This window comes from Flavobacterium sp. CHNK8, assembly GCF_019774515.1.
GTDB classification, from domain to species: Bacteria; Bacteroidota; Bacteroidia; order Flavobacteriales; family Flavobacteriaceae; genus Flavobacterium; species Flavobacterium tiangeerense.
The window spans coordinates 2,819,139-2,837,128 of the sequence record NZ_CP081492.1 but is presented as its reverse complement, the minus strand read 5'-3'; the positions used below and the strand labels follow the sequence as shown (position 1 = coordinate 2,837,128).

Annotated in this window: 17 protein-coding genes; 10 read left to right on the top strand and 7 right to left on the bottom strand. The window is 32.5% G+C overall.

The features are described from left to right. The first annotated feature begins 66 nt into the window (after positions 1 to 66). The 6 genes from K5V07_RS12315 (at position 67) to K5V07_RS12290 (ending at position 7,108) form a co-directional block, all read left to right on the top strand. Positions 67 to 1,218 carry a formimidoylglutamase gene (locus K5V07_RS12315; protein ID WP_221917704.1) on the top strand — a complete coding sequence of 384 codons (1,152 nt, stop codon included), beginning with the start codon at positions 67 to 69 and terminating at the stop codon, positions 1,216 to 1,218. A gap of 127 nt (positions 1,219 to 1,345) precedes the next feature. After that, on the top strand, positions 1,346 to 2,752 hold the full coding sequence (gene gldK, locus K5V07_RS12310) for a gliding motility lipoprotein GldK (protein WP_221917703.1): 1,407 nt from the start codon (positions 1,346 to 1,348) through the stop codon (positions 2,750 to 2,752). Between the two features lie 43 nt (positions 2,753 to 2,795). Then, positions 2,796 to 3,443, top strand: coding sequence for a gliding motility protein GldL (gldL, locus tag K5V07_RS12305; RefSeq protein WP_221917702.1), 648 nt, complete (start codon positions 2,796 to 2,798; stop codon positions 3,441 to 3,443). 45 nt (positions 3,444 to 3,488) lie between these two features. Beyond that, positions 3,489 to 5,030, top strand: coding sequence for a gliding motility protein GldM (gldM, locus tag K5V07_RS12300; RefSeq protein ID WP_221917701.1), 1,542 nt, complete (start codon positions 3,489 to 3,491; stop codon positions 5,028 to 5,030). A 47-nt stretch (positions 5,031 to 5,077) separates the two neighbouring features. Next, positions 5,078 to 5,968 (top strand): gliding motility protein GldN, encoded by an 891-nt coding sequence (gene gldN / locus K5V07_RS12295; protein ID WP_221917700.1) that lies wholly within the window; start codon positions 5,078 to 5,080, stop codon positions 5,966 to 5,968. 87 nt (positions 5,969 to 6,055) lie between these two features. Further along, positions 6,056 to 7,108 carry an FAD-binding oxidoreductase gene (locus K5V07_RS12290; RefSeq protein ID WP_221917699.1) on the top strand — a complete coding sequence of 351 codons (1,053 nt, stop codon included), beginning with the start codon at positions 6,056 to 6,058 and terminating at the stop codon, positions 7,106 to 7,108. Here K5V07_RS12290 and K5V07_RS12285 read toward each other — a convergent pair. Next, positions 7,105 to 7,494: a DUF983 domain-containing protein gene (locus K5V07_RS12285; protein ID WP_221917698.1), complete on the bottom strand. Its 390-nt coding sequence runs from the start codon at positions 7,492 to 7,494 to the stop codon at positions 7,105 to 7,107. The genes K5V07_RS12290 and K5V07_RS12285 overlap by 4 nt on opposite strands. A gap of 85 nt (positions 7,495 to 7,579) precedes the next feature. Here K5V07_RS12285 and K5V07_RS12280 point away from each other — a divergent pair, with 85 nt between their 5' ends. After that, on the top strand, positions 7,580 to 9,487 hold the full coding sequence (locus K5V07_RS12280) for an ABC-F family ATP-binding cassette domain-containing protein (protein WP_221917697.1): 1,908 nt from the start codon (positions 7,580 to 7,582) through the stop codon (positions 9,485 to 9,487). 33 nt (positions 9,488 to 9,520) lie between these two features. Here the strand turns inward: K5V07_RS12280 and K5V07_RS12275 are convergent, their stop codons facing one another. Continuing rightward, positions 9,521 to 10,489: an App1 family protein gene (locus K5V07_RS12275; RefSeq protein WP_221917696.1), complete on the bottom strand. Its 969-nt coding sequence runs from the start codon at positions 10,487 to 10,489 to the stop codon at positions 9,521 to 9,523. A gap of 13 nt (positions 10,490 to 10,502) precedes the next feature. Between K5V07_RS12275 and K5V07_RS12270 the strand changes: the two genes are divergently transcribed. Continuing rightward, the gene (locus tag K5V07_RS12270; RefSeq protein ID WP_370632492.1) at positions 10,503 to 11,441 is read left to right on the top strand and encodes a diacylglycerol kinase family protein; all 939 of its coding nucleotides are present in this window, start codon (positions 10,503 to 10,505) and stop codon (positions 11,439 to 11,441) included. On the opposite strand, the gene K5V07_RS12265 is transcribed toward K5V07_RS12270, so the two are convergent. After that, entirely contained in the window at positions 11,434 to 12,582 is a 1,149-nt protein-coding gene (locus K5V07_RS12265) for an 8-amino-7-oxononanoate synthase (RefSeq protein WP_221917695.1), read from the bottom strand. The genes K5V07_RS12270 and K5V07_RS12265 overlap by 8 nt on opposite strands. Positions 12,583 to 12,826: 244 nt before the next feature. Between K5V07_RS12265 and K5V07_RS12260 the strand changes: the two genes are divergently transcribed. Both K5V07_RS12260 and K5V07_RS12255 read left to right on the top strand, forming a co-directional pair. After that, positions 12,827 to 13,105, top strand: a complete 279-nt coding sequence (locus K5V07_RS12260) for a 4a-hydroxytetrahydrobiopterin dehydratase (RefSeq protein WP_221917694.1) — start codon at positions 12,827 to 12,829, stop codon at positions 13,103 to 13,105. 251 nt (positions 13,106 to 13,356) lie between these two features. Beyond that, positions 13,357 to 14,211, top strand: coding sequence for a Two component regulator three Y domain protein (locus K5V07_RS12255; RefSeq protein ID WP_221917693.1), 855 nt, complete (start codon positions 13,357 to 13,359; stop codon positions 14,209 to 14,211). A gap of 240 nt (positions 14,212 to 14,451) precedes the next feature. Here the strand turns inward: K5V07_RS12255 and K5V07_RS12250 are convergent, their stop codons facing one another. Genes K5V07_RS12250 through K5V07_RS12235 form a run of 4 tightly spaced genes read right to left on the bottom strand, consistent with a single transcriptional unit; the run spans position 14,452 to position 17,751 of the window. Further along, positions 14,452 to 14,673 carry a hypothetical protein gene (locus K5V07_RS12250; protein WP_221917692.1) on the bottom strand — a complete coding sequence of 74 codons (222 nt, stop codon included), beginning with the start codon at positions 14,671 to 14,673 and terminating at the stop codon, positions 14,452 to 14,454. A gap of 3 nt (positions 14,674 to 14,676) precedes the next feature. Beyond that, positions 14,677 to 15,756 carry an MFS transporter gene (locus tag K5V07_RS12245; RefSeq protein WP_221917691.1) on the bottom strand — a complete coding sequence of 360 codons (1,080 nt, stop codon included), beginning with the start codon at positions 15,754 to 15,756 and terminating at the stop codon, positions 14,677 to 14,679. Positions 15,757 to 15,774: 18 nt separating this feature from the next. After that, positions 15,775 to 16,650: a sugar phosphate nucleotidyltransferase gene (locus K5V07_RS12240; protein ID WP_221917690.1), complete on the bottom strand. Its 876-nt coding sequence runs from the start codon at positions 16,648 to 16,650 to the stop codon at positions 15,775 to 15,777. Positions 16,651 to 16,668: 18 nt separating this feature from the next. Beyond that, a complete protein-coding gene (locus tag K5V07_RS12235) occupies positions 16,669 to 17,751 on the bottom strand; it encodes a galactokinase family protein (RefSeq protein ID WP_221917689.1) in 1,083 nt (360 codons plus the stop codon). Between the last annotated feature and the right edge of the window lie 239 nt (positions 17,752 to 17,990).

Below are 17,990 nucleotides of genomic sequence, written 5' to 3'. Positions count from 1 at the left end.
TAATAATTTAATTTGTTCGCTACACAATTTTAAGTTAACAGTGTAGTGAAGATGAAAAAAGAATAAATGGAATTTGATTTTTTAAACCCCGTTGAGGATGAGGTTCTAGAATATTGTTTTGGATTGAGTTCACAGCAACTTGGGAGTAAGGTTGTGATGCATACCCAAGATCAATTTCCAGATGTAAACAAAATCAAATTAGCAATCATAGGTGTTTTAGATAATAGAGGGCAATCTATTGAAACTAAAAATATAAGTTTAATTTCTTTAAGAAAAGAACTTTATAGCTTATTCCCTGGCAACTGGGAAACGTCAATTGCTGATTTAGGAAATATTCTAGCTGGAAATACAGTATCCGATACACATTTTGCTGTCAAAAAAATTGCATCAGAACTATTGAAATCAGGAGTTATTCCTATTATCTTGGGAGGTTCTCAAGATATAACCTACGGTCTGTATAGAGCTTATGACGTGTTGGAACAAATGGTTAATATAGTTTCCATTGATAGTAAGTTTGATTTTGGAAAAGATGAAGAAGAACTATCGTCTACATCGTATTTAACAAAAATTATTGTCGATGAGCCAAATAATTTATTTAATTTTAGTAATTTAGGCTATCAAACGTATTTTAACTCTCAGGAAGAAATTGATTTAATCGAAAAATTATTTTTTGATGCCTATCGTCTTGGTGAGGTTTCAAATAATATTTTGATCACAGAGCCTGTTTTTAGGGATGCAGATCTTGTAAGTATTGATTTAAATGCTGTTAAATCTTCGGATTCTGGGAATTTTATTTCGTTTCAGCCAAATGGTTTTAATGGTAAAGAAATATGTTCTTTGGCCCGCTATGCTGGCATTAGCGATAAGGTAAGTTCTTTTGGTGTTTTTAATTTTAATGGAACTCATCAAGAATCAATACTTGTTGCGCAAATAATTTGGTATTTTATTGAGGGAGTTCAATATAGATCAAATGAATATCCTTTTGGCAGTAAAGAGTCTTATTTAAAGTACATTGTGCCACTGGATGAAGAAGAATTGATTTTTTATAAAAGCGATAAAACAGAAAGATGGTGGATTGAAATACCATTTATTTCAAATGTTAATAATAAATTAAAAAGAAATACGTTATTACCATGTTCATACGATGAATACCTCCTTGCATGCAATAATGAATTGCCAGAAAGGTGGTGGAAAGCACAAAGAAAAAATCTTATTTAGAGATATTTAACATAGATATATGATTTTTTTATAAAAAGCGATTTGTTTAGTATAAAAAAATTGTTTTTGTTAAAAATAATAAATAGGTTTACACCCTCAAATTTAATGAATAGATAACCGAAATTATATGAATAAGTTCATAGCTTTTACGACGATTTTAACCCTATTGATTAGCTGTGCTAAATCAAGTGATAAAGGGGAATTAGTTGGTATTAATGGTGGAAAGTGGCACCCTGAGAAGCCATACGGAATGACTTTAGTCCCTGGAGGCTCATTTATTATGGGTAAATCTGATGCAGATTTAGCGAATGTTGAGGATGCTCCTACAAAAACAGTAACGGTACGTTCATTTTATATGGACGAAACTGAAATTACAAATAGTGAATACCGTCAGTTTGTAGAATGGGTTAAAGATTCAACTATAAGAGTTAAATTAGCAATAATGGCTGATTTAAGTGGTCAACCTGCTACAACAGGATCTGGTAAAGGAAGTAAATTAGGAAGTATAGCTGATTATGCTTTTAGCGATTCAGATACTACTAAAATGACTGCATATGACAAATATATGTATGACAACTATTATAGTATTGGTACTGAAGATGATCAATATGCTGGTAGAAAATTAAATAGAAAAGTAAAGCTTGCTAAAGGACCGAAAGAATATCCTGACGCAGCATATACTGAGGTAATGGATTCTATGTATCTTCCAAGTGAAGAATCATATAATGGTTTGAGAACAATTGACGTTAATAAATTAAAGTTTCGTTACTCTTGGATGGACATACAAGCAGCTGCAAAAGCCAAAGTAGGTCGTAGAAAAGATTTTATCAAAACTGAAGAGGTGAATGTGTATCCAGACACAACAGTTTGGATTAAGGATTTTGCATATTCTTATAACGAGCCTATGCACAATGATTATTTTTGGCACAAAGCATACGGGGATTATCCAGTAGTAGGTGTTAAATGGACGCAAGCAAAAGCTTTTTGTGCTTGGAGAACATTAAATAAAAATAGTTATATTAAATCTAAAACTAAAGGTCAAGATTTAATAAATTCTTTTAGATTGCCTACAGAGGCTGAGTGGGAATACTCTGCAAGAGGAGGTTTAGAATCAGCAACCTATCCATGGGGTGGTCCTTACACTAAAAATGATAGAGGTTGTTTTTTAGCTAATTTCAAACCTAATAGAGGGGATTATGCTGCTGATGAGGCTTTGTATACAGTAGAGGCTAAATCATATGAGCCTAATGGTTATAATTTGTACAACATGGCTGGAAATGTGTCAGAGTGGACTGATTCTGCATATGATTCAAACGCTTATGAATACGTTTCTTCAATGAATCCTAATGTGTTAGATGCTTCTAACAAACGTAAAGTTTTGCGTGGTGGATCATGGAAAGATGTTGCTTACTTCTTACAAGTTAGTACAAGAGATTATGAATATGCTGATTCTGCAAGAAGTTATATTGGCTTCAGAACTGTGCAAGATTACATGGGTCTTCAAACTACAGGAAACGCTAAGAAAAAGAAATAAATTAAACAAAAACCCAATCTATTAAAATTTAAAATTTATTATTATGGCATTATTAGGAAAAAAAGCAATGAATTTCGCTTACGGTATGGGGGCTGCAGTTGTAATCCTTGGAGCATTATTTAAAATTACTCACATTGAATATGGTATTTTAACAGGTAATTTGATGCTTACTATTGGTCTTGTTGTTGAGGCTTTGATTTTTGCATTATCTGCTTTTGAACCTGTTGATGATGAGTTGGACTGGACTTTAGTTTACCCTGAATTAGCTAACGGACAAGCTAAGCCAGCTGCTAAAAAAGTAGAGCCTATAGCTGATACGCAAGGTTTATTGTCACAAAAGTTAGATGCTATGCTTAAAGATGCTAAAATTGATGGTGAATTAATGGCAAGTTTAGGAAGCAGTATCAAGAATTTTGAATCAGCTGCAAAAGGAATTGCTCCTACAGTAGATTCAATTGCTTCTACAAAAAAATACAGTGAAGAGTTAACTCTTGCTGCATCTCAAATGGAATCTTTAAACAGTTTATATAAAGTACAATTGGAAAGTGCTTCTAGAAATGCTCAAATCAATGAGGAGGTAGCACAAAACAATATGAAGCTTAAAGAGCAAATGCAATCTTTAACTTCAAACTTATCTTCTTTGAACTCAGTTTACGGAGGAATGCTTTCAGCTATGAACAATAAAGGATAATTAGTTTCGAACTATTATATTAATTTAAACTAATTATTAGAAAATATGGCAGGAGGAAAACTAACCCCTAGACAGAAGATGATAAACCTGATGTATTTGGTTTTCATCGCGATGTTAGCATTAAATATGTCCAAAGAAGTATTATCTGCTTTTGGAATTATGAATGAAAAATTTGAAGGTTCTAATAGTGCTGCAGAGCAATCAAATGCACAAATGTTGATGAGTTTAGATGCTAAGGCAGCTGAAGCCGGTGGTGAATTTGCTGCTGCATCTGGAACCGCTCATAAAGTAGAAGCGATTACAAAGAAATTTTACGATTACATCGCTAACATAAAGACTGATGTTTTAAAAGGAACTAAAGTTGACCCTGAAACAGGTAAATTACCTTATGAGTCAATGGACAAGGGTGATAACTTAGATCAATCTTGGTTTAGCCCTGCAGGTTATTCTGCAAAAGGGAATGAAGTTGTAAAAACAGTTGAACAATACAAAGCAGACATGAAAGCTGCATTAGGAAGTAACAAAAAACTTTCTTCTATTGTTTCAGAAGTTGAATCTAAATTCTCTTTGTTGCCTGTGAAAAATAAAGACGGAATTTCAATTCCTTATTTAGATTACAATTTTAAAGGTTTTCCTGCTGTTGCTTCATTGGCCAAATTATCTGCTTGGCAAAATGATGTTAAGAAAATGGAGACTGATGTTTATAATACGTTGTTAGGAAAAGCCGCTGTTGCTGCTGCATCTTATAGTAATTATCAAGCAATAGTTGTTTTAGATAAAAGTGCATATTTTCAAGGTGAGCAAGTTACTGGAAAAGTAGTTTTAGGACGTTATGATGAAAACACAAAACCAACTTCATTTTCAGGACCAGGTAAAATTGTTAATGGTCAAGCTGTAATTGCTATGACTGCTGGAAATGTGGGTGAGCAATCTATTAATGGACAGTTTACTTTCCTTGAGGATGGTAAAAACATTCCTTTGAAGTTCGCTGGTAAATATGTTGTAGTTCCTAGACCTAATTCGGCTACTATCTCTGCTGATAAAATGAATGTTGTTTATAGAGGTGTTCAAAACCCTATTACTATTTCATTTGCAGGTATTCCAGATAATCAGGTAAATGCATCAGCACCTGGATTGTCAAAAGTAGGTAACGGTAAATACGTGATGTCTCCTGGAGCTGGTAATGAAGTTATTATCAATGTTTCTGGTAAAATGGCGGATGGTAAAGTTGCATCTGATAAAAAAGTATTCAGAATAAAAGGAATTCCTGGACCAACGGGTACGATTAGAGGTGAAATGGGTGTTGTTAAAGGGCCTAAATCTAACTTAGAAGTATCTACAGTAGGAGCTAAGCTTGTTGACTTTGATTTTGAAGTAGGACTAAGTGTTATTGGTTTTAACCTTAAGGTTACTGGCCAGCCAACGGTGGTTGTACAAGGAAACAAATTGAATGCTCAGTGTAAAGCTGTACTTTCTAAAGCAGGTAGAGGTGATCAAGTTACCATTTCTGAAATAAAAACAAAACTTGACGGTGCTGGTAGTTATTTATTACCAAGAACTGCTCCGGTTATTTTTGAAATACAATAATAAATTGGATTTTATAAATCCTTTTCAATATCAATAAGAATACCACTATGAATATCAAAAATTTATTTATCGCAATCGTCGCTTTATCGGGTTGTTTTGTGTCAAGTGCACAATCCAATTTATTGAATGCGAAAACTCCAGATCAAATTGGATTAAAAACAGCTGCGCAACTTGACTCGGATAATGATAAGCCACTTGCTTATGGTTATGTTCACGATAGAGACGTGTTGATGGGTAAAACAACGTGGGAAATTATAGATCTTAGTGAAAAGATTAATTTTTCTTTGTATTTCCCTATTGATACTGCTAACATAGGTAATGATAGAAGATCTTTGTATGATGTATTGTCTAAGGCAATTAAGAATGGTAAAATAACCGAAGTATATACTGATAGTTATTTTAACACTAAAAAATCGCTTAAAGATATCCAAGCTTCATTAACAAGAATTGATACAACGGATGCAGGTAGAGAGCAAATTAATGCTGGAAGTAAAGTTTCTGAAGAGTATATAATAACAGAAAACTTGGCTGCTCAAGATGTAACGCAATATAAAATCAAAGGATATTGGTATTTTGACAAACGTCAAAGTGAATTGAAGTATCGTTTGTTAGGTATTTGTCCTGTTACTCCTGATGTTTACACTATGAACAGTGACGAGAAAGATTATATTGAATTATTTTGGATCTTTTTCCCAGCCGCTAGAGAAGTTTTGCATGATGCTAAAGCTTTTAATGATAAAAACTCTGCATTGCCAATATCATTTGATCAAATTTTAAACTCAAGACGTTTTAATGCCTTTATTTATAAAGAAGAAAATGTATACGGAGATAGAAGAATTGATGAGTATATGAAAGACAATGCTCAAAATCAATTGTTAGAATCTGAAAGAGTGAAAGATAAAATTCGAAACTTTGAATCAGATATGTGGAATTACTAGTAGTTTTCAATGAATATAAAAAAACTCTTACCTTTTGGTAAGAGTTTTTTGTTTGAAGCTCTTTTCTTTAAAATTTATTTTATTTAAATGTTAGATTATATTATAGTTGGTTCTGGTTTGGCTGGTTTGTCATTTGCTGAATATGCTTTACGCAATCAAAAATCTATTATGGTTTTTGATAATAATTCTCAAAACTCATCTAAAATCGCAGGTGGTTTATATAATCCTGTTATTTTAAAGCGATTCAGTGAAGTTTGGAATGCGCAACAACAATTGGATGTGATGAATGAATTTTATACCATTTTAGAAAAAACACTCGAAAAACAATTTGATTTTAAAACTCCTATTTTAAGGAAGTTTTATTCCGTTGAAGAACAAAATAATTGGTTTTTAGCGGCAGATAAAAAAGGTTTAGAGCCTTTTCTTTCCACTAATTTGATTTATAAAAATGTAAATGGAATAGATGCTCCTTTTGGCTATGGAGAAGTTTTACAAACGGGTTATGTTGACACTTCTTTTTTTTTAGAATCTTTCTGTACTTATTTAAAAAAACTAGACGTATTTATACCAGAGTGTTTTGATTACAATGAATTAATTCAAGATCAAGAGAGGGTTTCTTATAAAGGCTTGAAAGCAAGACATATTGTATTTGCGGAAGGTTTTGGGTTGCATGCTAATCCTTATTTTAATTATTTACCTTTAGATGGAACTAAGGGTGAGCTATTTATTATAAAAGCAAGCGATCTAGATCTAGACGTAATTATTAATACTAGTGTTTTTATTTTGCCTTTAGGAAATGATTTATTCAAAGTGGGAGCTACTTACAATTGGCGAGAGAAAGATGATTTTCCCACAGAAGATGGTAAAATAGAACTCATAGATCGTATTAAAGAGATATTATCTTGTGATTTTACTATAGAAGCGCATTTTGCAGGAGTTAGGCCTACGGTTAAGGATAGGAGACCACTTATAGGCACTCATCCAGAATACAAGCGTTTTCATGTTTTAAATGGTCTTGGAACACGTGGAGTAATGCTGGGACCTGCTATGGCTCAAGAATTATATAACCATATTGAAGACCAAAAAATATTAGATCCCGTTATTGATATTAGGCGATATGAAGCTAAATACTATTCTTAATTCTTTTTTGTAGTTGCATTTGGATCATAAGAAATAAACATATTTATGTATATATTTCTGGACCACCTAAGGACAAACGGAAAAGTCACAACGAGGGTAATTATAATAGCCGCGAAAGCTATTTTTAAATTCGTTTTAAAAAAAATAAAAGAGACAATAAATGCTGCTATTCCTAAAGCAACATTAAGTCCGTAACTAACATACATAGCTCCATAAAAAAATGAAGGTTCTATTTGGTAGCGTAATCCACAATGACTACAATTTTCTTTCATTTTTAGAATTTTTGTCAATTGAAATGGATTTTTTTCCAAATACATGCTCTCATTCTGGCATTTAGGACAAGTTCCTGTTAAAATACTATATAATTTGGATCCTTTTTTTAACATTTGCAAAAAATTAATTTTTTCTTTTTGAAAAGCAGTGTTTGTTGTTACAAATTTACACATTCATTAAGGAAATAAATCATAATACATGCTTAATATACACAATTTATCTGTTTCTTTTGGTGGTACTTATTTGTTTGAAGAAGTTACTTTTCGTCTAGGTGCTGGAGACAGAGTAGGCCTAGTTGGGAAAAATGGAGCGGGGAAGTCTACCATGCTTAAAATGTTGGCAAGAGATTTTGCACCAGATTCTGGTGTGATTTCACAAGAGAAAGATATTAGAATGGGTTTTTTGCGTCAAGATATTGATTTTGAGCAAGGAAGAACAGTTCTCGAAGAAGCGTATGAAGCTTTTACTGAAATTAAAATTGTTGAAAAAAAGCTTGAAGAAATAAATCATCAACTGGTTACTAGAACTGATTACGAAAGTGATGCTTACAGCCAAATTATTGAAGATTTATCAGATTACACCCATCGATTTGAACTTTTAGGAGGATATAATTATGTGGGAGACACCGAAAAAATCTTGTTGGGATTGGGTTTTAAAAGAGAAGTTTTTGACAATCAAACTGAAACTTTTTCTGGAGGTTGGAGAATGCGTATTGAACTAGCTAAATTATTATTGCAAGCTAATGATGTATTGTTACTGGATGAGCCAACGAACCACTTAGATATCGAAAGTATCATTTGGTTAGAAAGTTTTTTAAGAAATTATCCAGGTGTTGTTGTAATTGTTTCGCATGATAAAATGTTTCTTGATAATGTTACGAATAGAACTATTGAGATTTCTCTAGGGAAGGCTTATGATTTTAATAAACCGTATTCACAATATCTTGAACTTCGTCATGAAATTCGAGAAAAGCAATTGGCAACTCAAAAAAATCAGGCCAAAAAAATTGAAGAGACCGAAAAATTGATCGAAAAATTTCGTGCCAAAGCCTCTAAGGCATCGATGGCACAGTCTTTAATAAAAAAATTAGATAAAGTTGAACGTATCGAGGTTGACGAAGATGATAATTCGGTAATGAATATTTCTTTTCCAGTTTCTAAAGAACCGGGCAGAGTTGTTATTGAGGCCGAAGATGTCACCAAAAGTTATGGTGACAATACGATTTTAAAAGACATTAGTTTATTAGTAGAACGTGGTAGCAAAATAGCTTTTGTAGGTCAAAATGGTCAAGGTAAATCTACATTTATTAAAGCAATTGTCAATGAATTTGAATATCAGGGAAACATCAAATTAGGTCACAATGTGCAATTGGGTTATTTTGCTCAAAATCAGGCAGAATATCTTGATGGTGAGATTACATTGCTTCAAACTATGGAAGATGCCGCTGCAGATACTAACCGTATGAAGGTTAGGGATATGTTGGGTTCGTTTTTGTTTAGAGGAGATGATGTTGAGAAAAAAGTAAAAGTACTCTCAGGTGGTGAAAGAAACCGTCTTGCATTGTGTAAATTATTATTACAGCCAATCAATGTGTTGTTGATGGATGAGCCTACGAATCACTTAGATATTAAGTCTAAAAATGTTTTGAAAGCTGCCTTGCAAAAATTTGGAGGAACTCTATTATTAGTATCTCACGATCGTGATTTTTTACAAGGAATGTCTAATATTGTGTATGAATTTAAAGATCAAAAAATTAAGGAGTATTTAGGGGATATCAATTATTTCTTGGAACAGCGCAATTTGGAGAATATGCGTGAGGTGGAGAAAAAAGATATTGAAAAGGCAACCTCACCAAAGGAAAGCAACAAAACCTCTTATGAAGATCAAAAAAAGGGGAAAGCACTTCAAAATAAATTGAGTAAAATAGAAAGTCAAATTAAACAATTAGAACGCGACATTCAGCAGGATGATAAAATGCTTACTTCTAATTATGACAAACATATTGAAGATGCTAAGTTTTTTACGGCTTACAATAAAAAGAAATCAGAACTAGATCAATTATTGTTGGACTGGGAAATAATTCAAGAAGAAATTGATAATTTTTAATGTAACTTAGAGCTCCTTATGGAGCTCTTTTTTTTAGTTGATAATGCCAATAGATTTAGAATGAGAAATAGCCTCGCTACTCTCCTTAAAATAGCACACAGCAACGTTAAGTGTAGTTAAGTTGTTTAAAACTGAACTAACTTTTTCTTTTTTTGAACTTCCAGTTTGCCTGATGTAAACCGCTTTTACCGTTACTGGAAATATTTTACAAATGGATTCGTATAAGTAGGGATCGTGCTGCGAGTCATCACCAAGCAGTACATATTCAAGATTGGGGTAAAATTCAAGAATATGTTTTATTTTTTCGAATTTATGATTGTGACCACCTCTGCCCGTCATAAAAAAATCGGTTAAACTGCTTTTAATATCTTTTAATAGTAACACCGCTTTTGGAAGTTTGTGAATTGCCGTAAAATTGATGATAAAACGGTATAAATTCCATTCACTGCTAGAAACATAAAAAAAAGCATTGAATTCGGACTCGTTATTTCTTCCCGCAGTACTCAACGCTTGGTAATGCGTTACTACATCATCGTAAATTTTTCGTTTGTTTATGTTTTTAAAAAGAAGGACATACAACTTCAATAAAGGATTGAAGGTATAGGAAACCAGAAAAGTATCGTCAATATCTGATATGATTCCTAAATTTCCTTTATGTGGCCTGATGTAGCTTTCTTTTTTTATGATGGTTTCTTTTTCATAAGTCATGCTTACTTCATAGTCAATCCATCCATAATCGCTGTTGGGATCTAGTGGAATACAAAATTTAAAATAGCCATCATCAAGTGTTTTAGTGTGAATTTTAGCACCATTTAGTTCTAAGTAAACATCGGCGTTTGCTTGTGTTTTCATCTGAAACATTTTGATTACCGATGTAGCATTTTTGAGGTTTTTCTTTTGAAAATTATACTCTTCTAACGTAGTAGGTTTAAATACGTGCCCCATGACAATTAATTCTTGTTCATTTGCATAACCACGGTATAATTTTAAAATAGGCTTCATAAATTTTGTATTTTTGAAAAAAGTTAAAGTAGAGGTTTTAATCGAAAAAAAGAAAAGAAATTTGAAAAAGAATATCTTATTTGTTGTAAATCCTATTTCTGGAGATATCGATAAATCAGCCTTGATAGAATCTGTATCTCAATTTGCTGCAAAAGAAAATTTGAATATCAGAGTTTTTACTACTATTGGTGAAAACGATATTCAAAATATAAAAGACTTATATACTAACTACAAGCCTGAAAGAATTATCGTTGCAGGTGGTGATGGTACCATTAAAATGGTTGCCGAAGCCATGGAAAAAGAGGACGTAATATTAGGCATTTTGCCAGCAGGCTCGGCCAATGGTTTGGCTGTTGATCTTAATTTACCCTCAACTATCGAGGAGAACCTTTCAATTGCATTCTTGAATGATTACCTAACTATTGATATGATTTCAATCAACGGAAAAAAAAGTATTCATTTAAGTGATATTGGTCTTAATGCAGCATTGGTAAAAAATTATGAAAGCAGTAACGTAAGAGGCATGTGGGGTTATGCTTTGCAAACCGTGTCTACGTTAATGGAGCTTGATGATCCTTTTATTGCAACTATCACTGGAGATTTTCCAACTATTGTGAGCGAAGCTAGAATGGTGGTTATAGCTAATTCTCAAAAATATGGTACTGGTGTTACTATAAATCCCCATGGAGTAATGAACGATGGGAAATTTGAATTGGTAATATTGAAAAACATGGATTTACTCTTATTGGGTAAAATAATAACGGGAAATATGCCTCTTGATGATGAGGATGTCACTATTATATCAACCAATAAAGCTCAAATTTCACTTAATGTTCCAGCAGACTTTCAAATAGATGGTGAGTACTGTGGTAAAGAAACCAAATTAAATATTGAAATACTTAAAGGACAAATGAAAGTGGCTATTCCTTATACCGATCTCTCAATTATTTAAAAGGATTACGCTCTTGCCAAATGGTTTCGGGTTCTAAGTATCTGAATACTTTTGGTAATAAAAGATTAAATATAGAAGATTCATGGCGCATTAAACCAAATACTTTCTCCGGTTTAGCACCTACGGAACTTTTTATTTCTAATGCTGTTCTGGCAAATACAATTGATTTAAATTTTTTATTTATGGAATAGGCTATCATATCATAAAGCATATTCAAGTAAAGCATTTTTTCTCGTTGAATGGTTTCATCATAACCTAAAAAATAGGTATCCATAATAGATCCGTTTTTTATTAATGTGTTGAAACCAATAAGTTTTCCGTTCAAGAAATATCCATAAAAAAGAAATTTATCCTTAAATTGCTCTTTAAAAACACTAAAATGATTTTTGGGTAGAAAAAAAGTGTTAAAAGGAGCATTTTTGGCCACATAAAGATACAATTCGTAGATAGTGTCTTCAAGGGCTATGATTTCCTCTAGATGTAATTTTCTTTTTTCAATTCCAGTTGCCCTTTTACGACCTCTTTTATATTGATCTCTGTATTTTTTCGATAATGAACTGATATAATCCACCTCATGATGCCAATTTTCATCAATTGTAAAAATCATATTGGGTTGAGTAGAAAACTTGAAATCTTTGCGAAAAGCGGGTACTTTAAACAGTTCAAATTCTTTGGAATTGTAATCCTTAAAAGACGTAATGTGTATTTTTATACCTTGTTGGGAAAAAGTATTTTTTAATTTCTGGACAGCTATATTAAGAGTATGTATTGCTTTTTCAGGGTTTGCATCTGCACTTAATGCAAATGAATTTTGACCTGTGAGCATATTGTTTCCAATAATCAGTACATGCGAGGCTATTTTTTTAAAAACAAAATTCCGTATCCTATTCTTTATACTGTTATCACGTTCCCCAAAACTATCAAGTGCATTTAAATCAATAAATTGAGAAATAGCAATCCCAATTAAGTCATCTTGGTTGAAGATACCAATATAGTTACACTTCATATTTGCTGGGCTAGAAGTCTCAAGCACTTGCAGGTATTTTTTAGATAAAAAAACAGTCGTATTAGCAAGGGTATCCCAATTTGCAGGTAAAGATGTGGTATTATCGAAAATTTTGAACGAATATGATGAATCCAAATTGAGTGTAAATATTTATACAAAATTAGTTATTTATGTTCAATGATTTACATTAAAGCATTAAAGCATTGTTCTAAAAAAATTGAACCACGTATAAAGCAAAATTTAATATAGTAAACCAGAAGTTGATTTGAAAAGTATAAAAAGGGATGCTTAAACAATATTTAACATTGTTACTCAGTGGTGTAGAATTTTTGTACCTTTAGCTGTACACTTTTAGGGATTATAAATCAATAAAATATTTATGAAAACATATACTGAAACGACTATTCAAAATGAATTGGTTGCATTGCAAGATTGGAACTTTATAGAGAATGCATTAGAGAAAAAATATGTTTTTAAGAATTTTACTCAAGCAATGGGGTTTATCGTTCAAGTAGGTATTATTGCTTCTTCTTTTGATCACCATCCTGATTGGTCAAATTCCTATAATAAAGTACATCTTAAACTCAGTACACATGATGCTGGTGGGGTAACACTTAAAGACATCCAGCTTGCAACAGCTATAAATGCAATCCTGTAATTGATTTGCAAAATAATGAATTTATGTTTTTGTGTACTAGAATCTTATGTTTAATTAGTAATTGTAAATGAATTTTCATTAGTTCAATATTTTATGTAGGCTGTTTTAAATTGTATTTTCCTAAATGAAATTACATAAATGTAAGATTTTGTTTTATTAAAAACTAAAAAACATGTAGTTCGTCGGATTTATTTGCTGAACAACTGAAAAAAAACTAATTTTATGTTAATATGTAATATAACAATCAGGGTATGAAAAAAGCTTTACTATTATTTTTGATTCTTTTGAGCAGCAATGTAATTATTGCAGCAATCTCTCCAAAGGAAAAAGAGGCTTTGATAAAATTATACCATGTCACAGCTGGTCCACAATGGAAAGTGAAGTGGGATTTAAGTGCTTCAGAAACATCATGGTTTGGTGTTAAAATTGAGGATAATAAAGTTATTGCGTTAGATTTATCAGATAATAATTTAACAGGTAAGATTCCTAATGAAATTTCTAATTTAGTGAATTTGCAGGTTTTAAATTTACACAAAAATCAACTTTCAGGTAACATACCTCAATCTTTAGGAAAGTTAAAGTTATTAAGAATTTTGGACCTTTCGTTCAATCAATTGTTTGGTCCTATTCCTACTTCATTGTGTCAATTAGATAAATTGAGTTCTCTTGAATTGTATATGAATAATTTATCTGGAATTCTACCAAGTCAGTTGGGGTTGTTAACACAGTTAGAAAACTTGTCGCTTTTTAATAATGAAATCACAGGGGAGATTCCTAGCTCACTTTATGAACTTAAAGGTTTAAAAACCTTAATGCTAAACAGTAATAAATTAGTGGGAGGCTTGAGTAAAGAGATTGAAAATATGATTTTTTTAGAAAACTTAAGTTTGTTTGATAACAATATGAATGGACAAGTTCCTATGGAATTGAAAAAATTAACTAGATTAAAGGAAATGAATTTATCTTACAATAAATTTAATGGATTTGTGTCCAAAGATTTAGCAGTATTAGATATTATGAATATGACTATGTTGAATGAAAAAGGTTTGGCTGTGGCTTTAAGGGTAGTTTCAGACAGAAATTCTGCAATCGTATCTGAAGATTAAAGTTTAGTAAATAAATAAGTTAGTTGGTTTTATATTTAATAAACGTAGTTGAATTAAACCTGTAAGCAATTACAGGTTTTTTTATGGAGTAGTTTTAATATACCTGTCATCAGTTTCTATGCTTTTGTTTGAATTTTAAATGGATTTTAATCTTAATCGAGAATTATTTTCTGGACCAGCGTCGGTATTTGTATCCTTTAAAATCATAAAAAATAATCATCAAATAAGAAGGTACTAAAATTAAATATGCAATTTGATTGCCACTTTTTGCTTTTTCTGTAACACCATGACTTCATTAGCAAAGTTGATGGTTTCTGCCAAATAACCATAAACCAATCGGAAAATTGCACCTCCAATGATTTCCATAATCAATAGAGCCTTGTCTATTCTAATATATCCGCCCATATCCTGAAGCGCCATTGGCCATAGTGCAGACCAACAAAGAGCATTGACTAGTCCCAATTGCTATATTAAGATAATGACTAAAGGCAAAGTAGGTAAATCAGGTAACTGAATTAATATAGTAGCAGAGATCATAGTAATTAATAGTGCTGAAATTAACCCGAGAATCCCAGAAGTTTTTAGTGCTGTCATCTGTGAAACATATTTATGAATTAACGTAACTCCTAAAATATATCCTATTACCATTGCGGTCATGGTAAATGAAGCTAGTTTTAAATAAAAATCACCATTTTCACCATATACGCCTAATTGTTTTCTGAAACCTCCAATTGAATCTCCTGCCAAAACTTCGGCAGCCAAGTATACCATCAAAGTGATTACACCTAAAACTAATTGGGGGTATTTAAAAGCATTTACTTTCTGTATAAAAACGCTTTGATTTAATACTTTTCCATCTCTATCCAGATCAATTTCAAGTAGCGGGGATAGTTTAACTAGAGCGGCTAAGACAAGAATAATAGCGCCCATATACAAATAAGGTCTCTGTAATTGTAGCGCAAGGGAATCTAACACGGCAGATTTAGTGGCTAGATCCAGTACAGCAATTTTATCGGCCGTATACTGTTGCATGTTTGACAGCACCAAAGCTGTCAAAACCAGCGGCGCGATAAATCCTGCTAATTTATTGGCAATCCCTAACACACTAATTCGTGCTGCGGTACTTTCTCTGAGACCGATAACAACTATATAAGGACTTGCTGCCGTTTGCAAAATTGCTAAACCAGTGCCCATAACAAATAAAGCCACTAGGAATAAGAGGAAAGTACGTGCTTCGGCTGCAGGGTAAAACATAAATGCTCCCAAAGCAATTACAACCAATCCTACCGAAACGCCGTTTTTATAGCCTACTTTTTCTATAACCCAAGTGGAAGGAAGAGCCATTACAAAATAAGCAATGTAAAAGGTAAAAGGCACAAAATAAACCTGTGATGGTAACAGTTTAAATGCTAATTCAAAAAACGGAATTAGTGGGTCATTCAACCAAGTTGCGAATCCTAAAATGAAAAATAAAGATGTCAAAATAACCAGCGGAATTAATGTCTTTCCAAGTTTATTATTTATGGTGCTTTTACTTTGTGACATGCTATTTGTTTGTAGGTTTTACAATTCCCAGTTGAGTACTGGATAGTGTTTTTTTAAATAGGCTTTTACCTCGGTAATATCTTCTTTGGCTGTTAAATCTGGAACATGTTCAGAGAACGAAATTCCTAATGTGGTATCTGGATGCTCTTTTAGAGCGTTCAAAAGTACTGTTGGTAATTCTTTTTCGTCTCTTTCAGGATGAACTGGACAGTTTTTTAGATACGGATATATAAGCGCTCCGTTGAATTTAAAAGCGTTCATGCTCACTCTTAATTTTCCTTCGGTGTCTTTGTAGCTTTCTAAAACCTCTGCAGTTGGTTTTTCTAGAATATCTAGCAATTGATTGTTTTCACTTAGCTTGGCTATTGCAAAACGAGAAATTCGCTCTAACGGAAACTCCAATGCATCCCGGTTATAACTGATAAATGCATTTGGACTAGTGTTTTTTCTAAGTGCGTATAAGGCTTCGGTAGAATATAAATTATCGCTATTGCAAACCGTATACTCTTGAGAATTCAATTCAGGATATTGCTCAGTAGCTTGGAATAAAGCATCAGCGGTGCCAAATGGTTTTATTCTCCCTTCGGGAATGTATTGCGTTGCAAAGGAAATCGTTAAGCCATTGAAATTATTGTTGCTGTTTTCACTTCCGTAAAACTCTTTGAATAAATCTCCTTGTTCTCCAATAATGATATAGATGTTTTTATACCCAGCTTTTTTAGCATTTAATAAAAGGTAGTCCAATAATGGTCTTCCGTTTGGTCCAACGCCAATTAATCCTTTACTTCTTTCGTTCGCCTGCGTAATTTCTTCTTCACTCAAATTATCAACTGTAACTTGTTTTTTCATTCTAGAAGAAGCACCACCAGCCAAAATGATTAGATTGTCATGCATACTTAATTTTTTAAAATGTTACTGTTCTAGTATTCTCACACCAGGATCTACGGTTACTGTGTAGGCTTCAATAGCGCCTGCTGCCAGTATTGCTGCCACTACAGGAGCTTCATGTCCGGGTTCGGCCAGTACTACAATACTTCCTCCGCCACCTGATCCTACTATTTTTGCTCCATATGCTCCAGCTTTTAATGCCGCATTGATCATTGCGTCAATTTTAGGGACAGTAATTTTTAATAAATCTCTTAAAACAGCATGATGTTGATTCATTAAAGCACCTATCTTCTTTAAGTTTGGAGTAGGTTTTTTAAATTCTTTTAAAGCTTCTTTTGTATAATGGTAATTCTTGATCGCCGCTTCAAAAAAAGGAATTAATCGATCTGGTAAGTAATTATAATATTTATCTAAATCTTCTATTTCAGATGTGTTTAAATCAAAATCTTTGAAATTTTGTTTAATAATGGCAATAGCTATTAAGGCATTTCCTTTTAATTCTCCTATTAAACCAATTGTTTCCTTGGGCACACCAGAAACACCAGTTATTAAGCCTTTTAATTCGTTGCCAATGATGTTGTATGAAAAAGGATCCTTGGTGTTAATGTGTACAATATTGCCCATAGCTATGCTGTAATGATCCATCATTCCGCCTGGTTCTCTGTGTTCTAAAACTTCAGAAGTATAACCCATTTTTGCAATAAATTCGGGTGTAACTTCGGTATCAACTCCAAAAGCGGTAACCAAAAAATGTATCCAAGCCATGAGCAAAGCAGATGAACTTGAGGTTCCAGAATTGATAGGAATATCTCCTTTTATAGTGATGTTGTATCCTTCGGTTGGTATGCAACCATGTCGTCTCAAAACTCTCAAGGAAGAGGCAAAATAATCTCGAGGCGCTAATTCTGGAAATGTAGCATGAATATCAATGACCCTAACTTCATTAATATCCTCCATGTTCAATTTGAAAACTGAAGTGTCATTTTGAACAGCAGTTAGTATTATATTTCGATTAATAGCACACGCTATCACGGGTAAACCCAAATAGTCTTGATGGTCTCCAAAAAGACACGTTCGTCCTGGAGCTAATGATATTATTTTTTTCACTTTTTAGAGGTGTTAAAATGCTGTTTTAATAGGGTTTAAGGCTATTTTTATATGTAATTCTAACTGTTTATTTAGTTTTTGTTTTACGAAACTATAGATTAAAATCTAATAAAACAATTAAAAAGATATAAAATGTGCTCGAACACATTTCAAGTTTGTTGTTTAGTATATTTTGAATTGATTTAAAAAAACACTCATAAAAAGATTAGTAATTACTTTTAAAGAATGTAAACTCATAA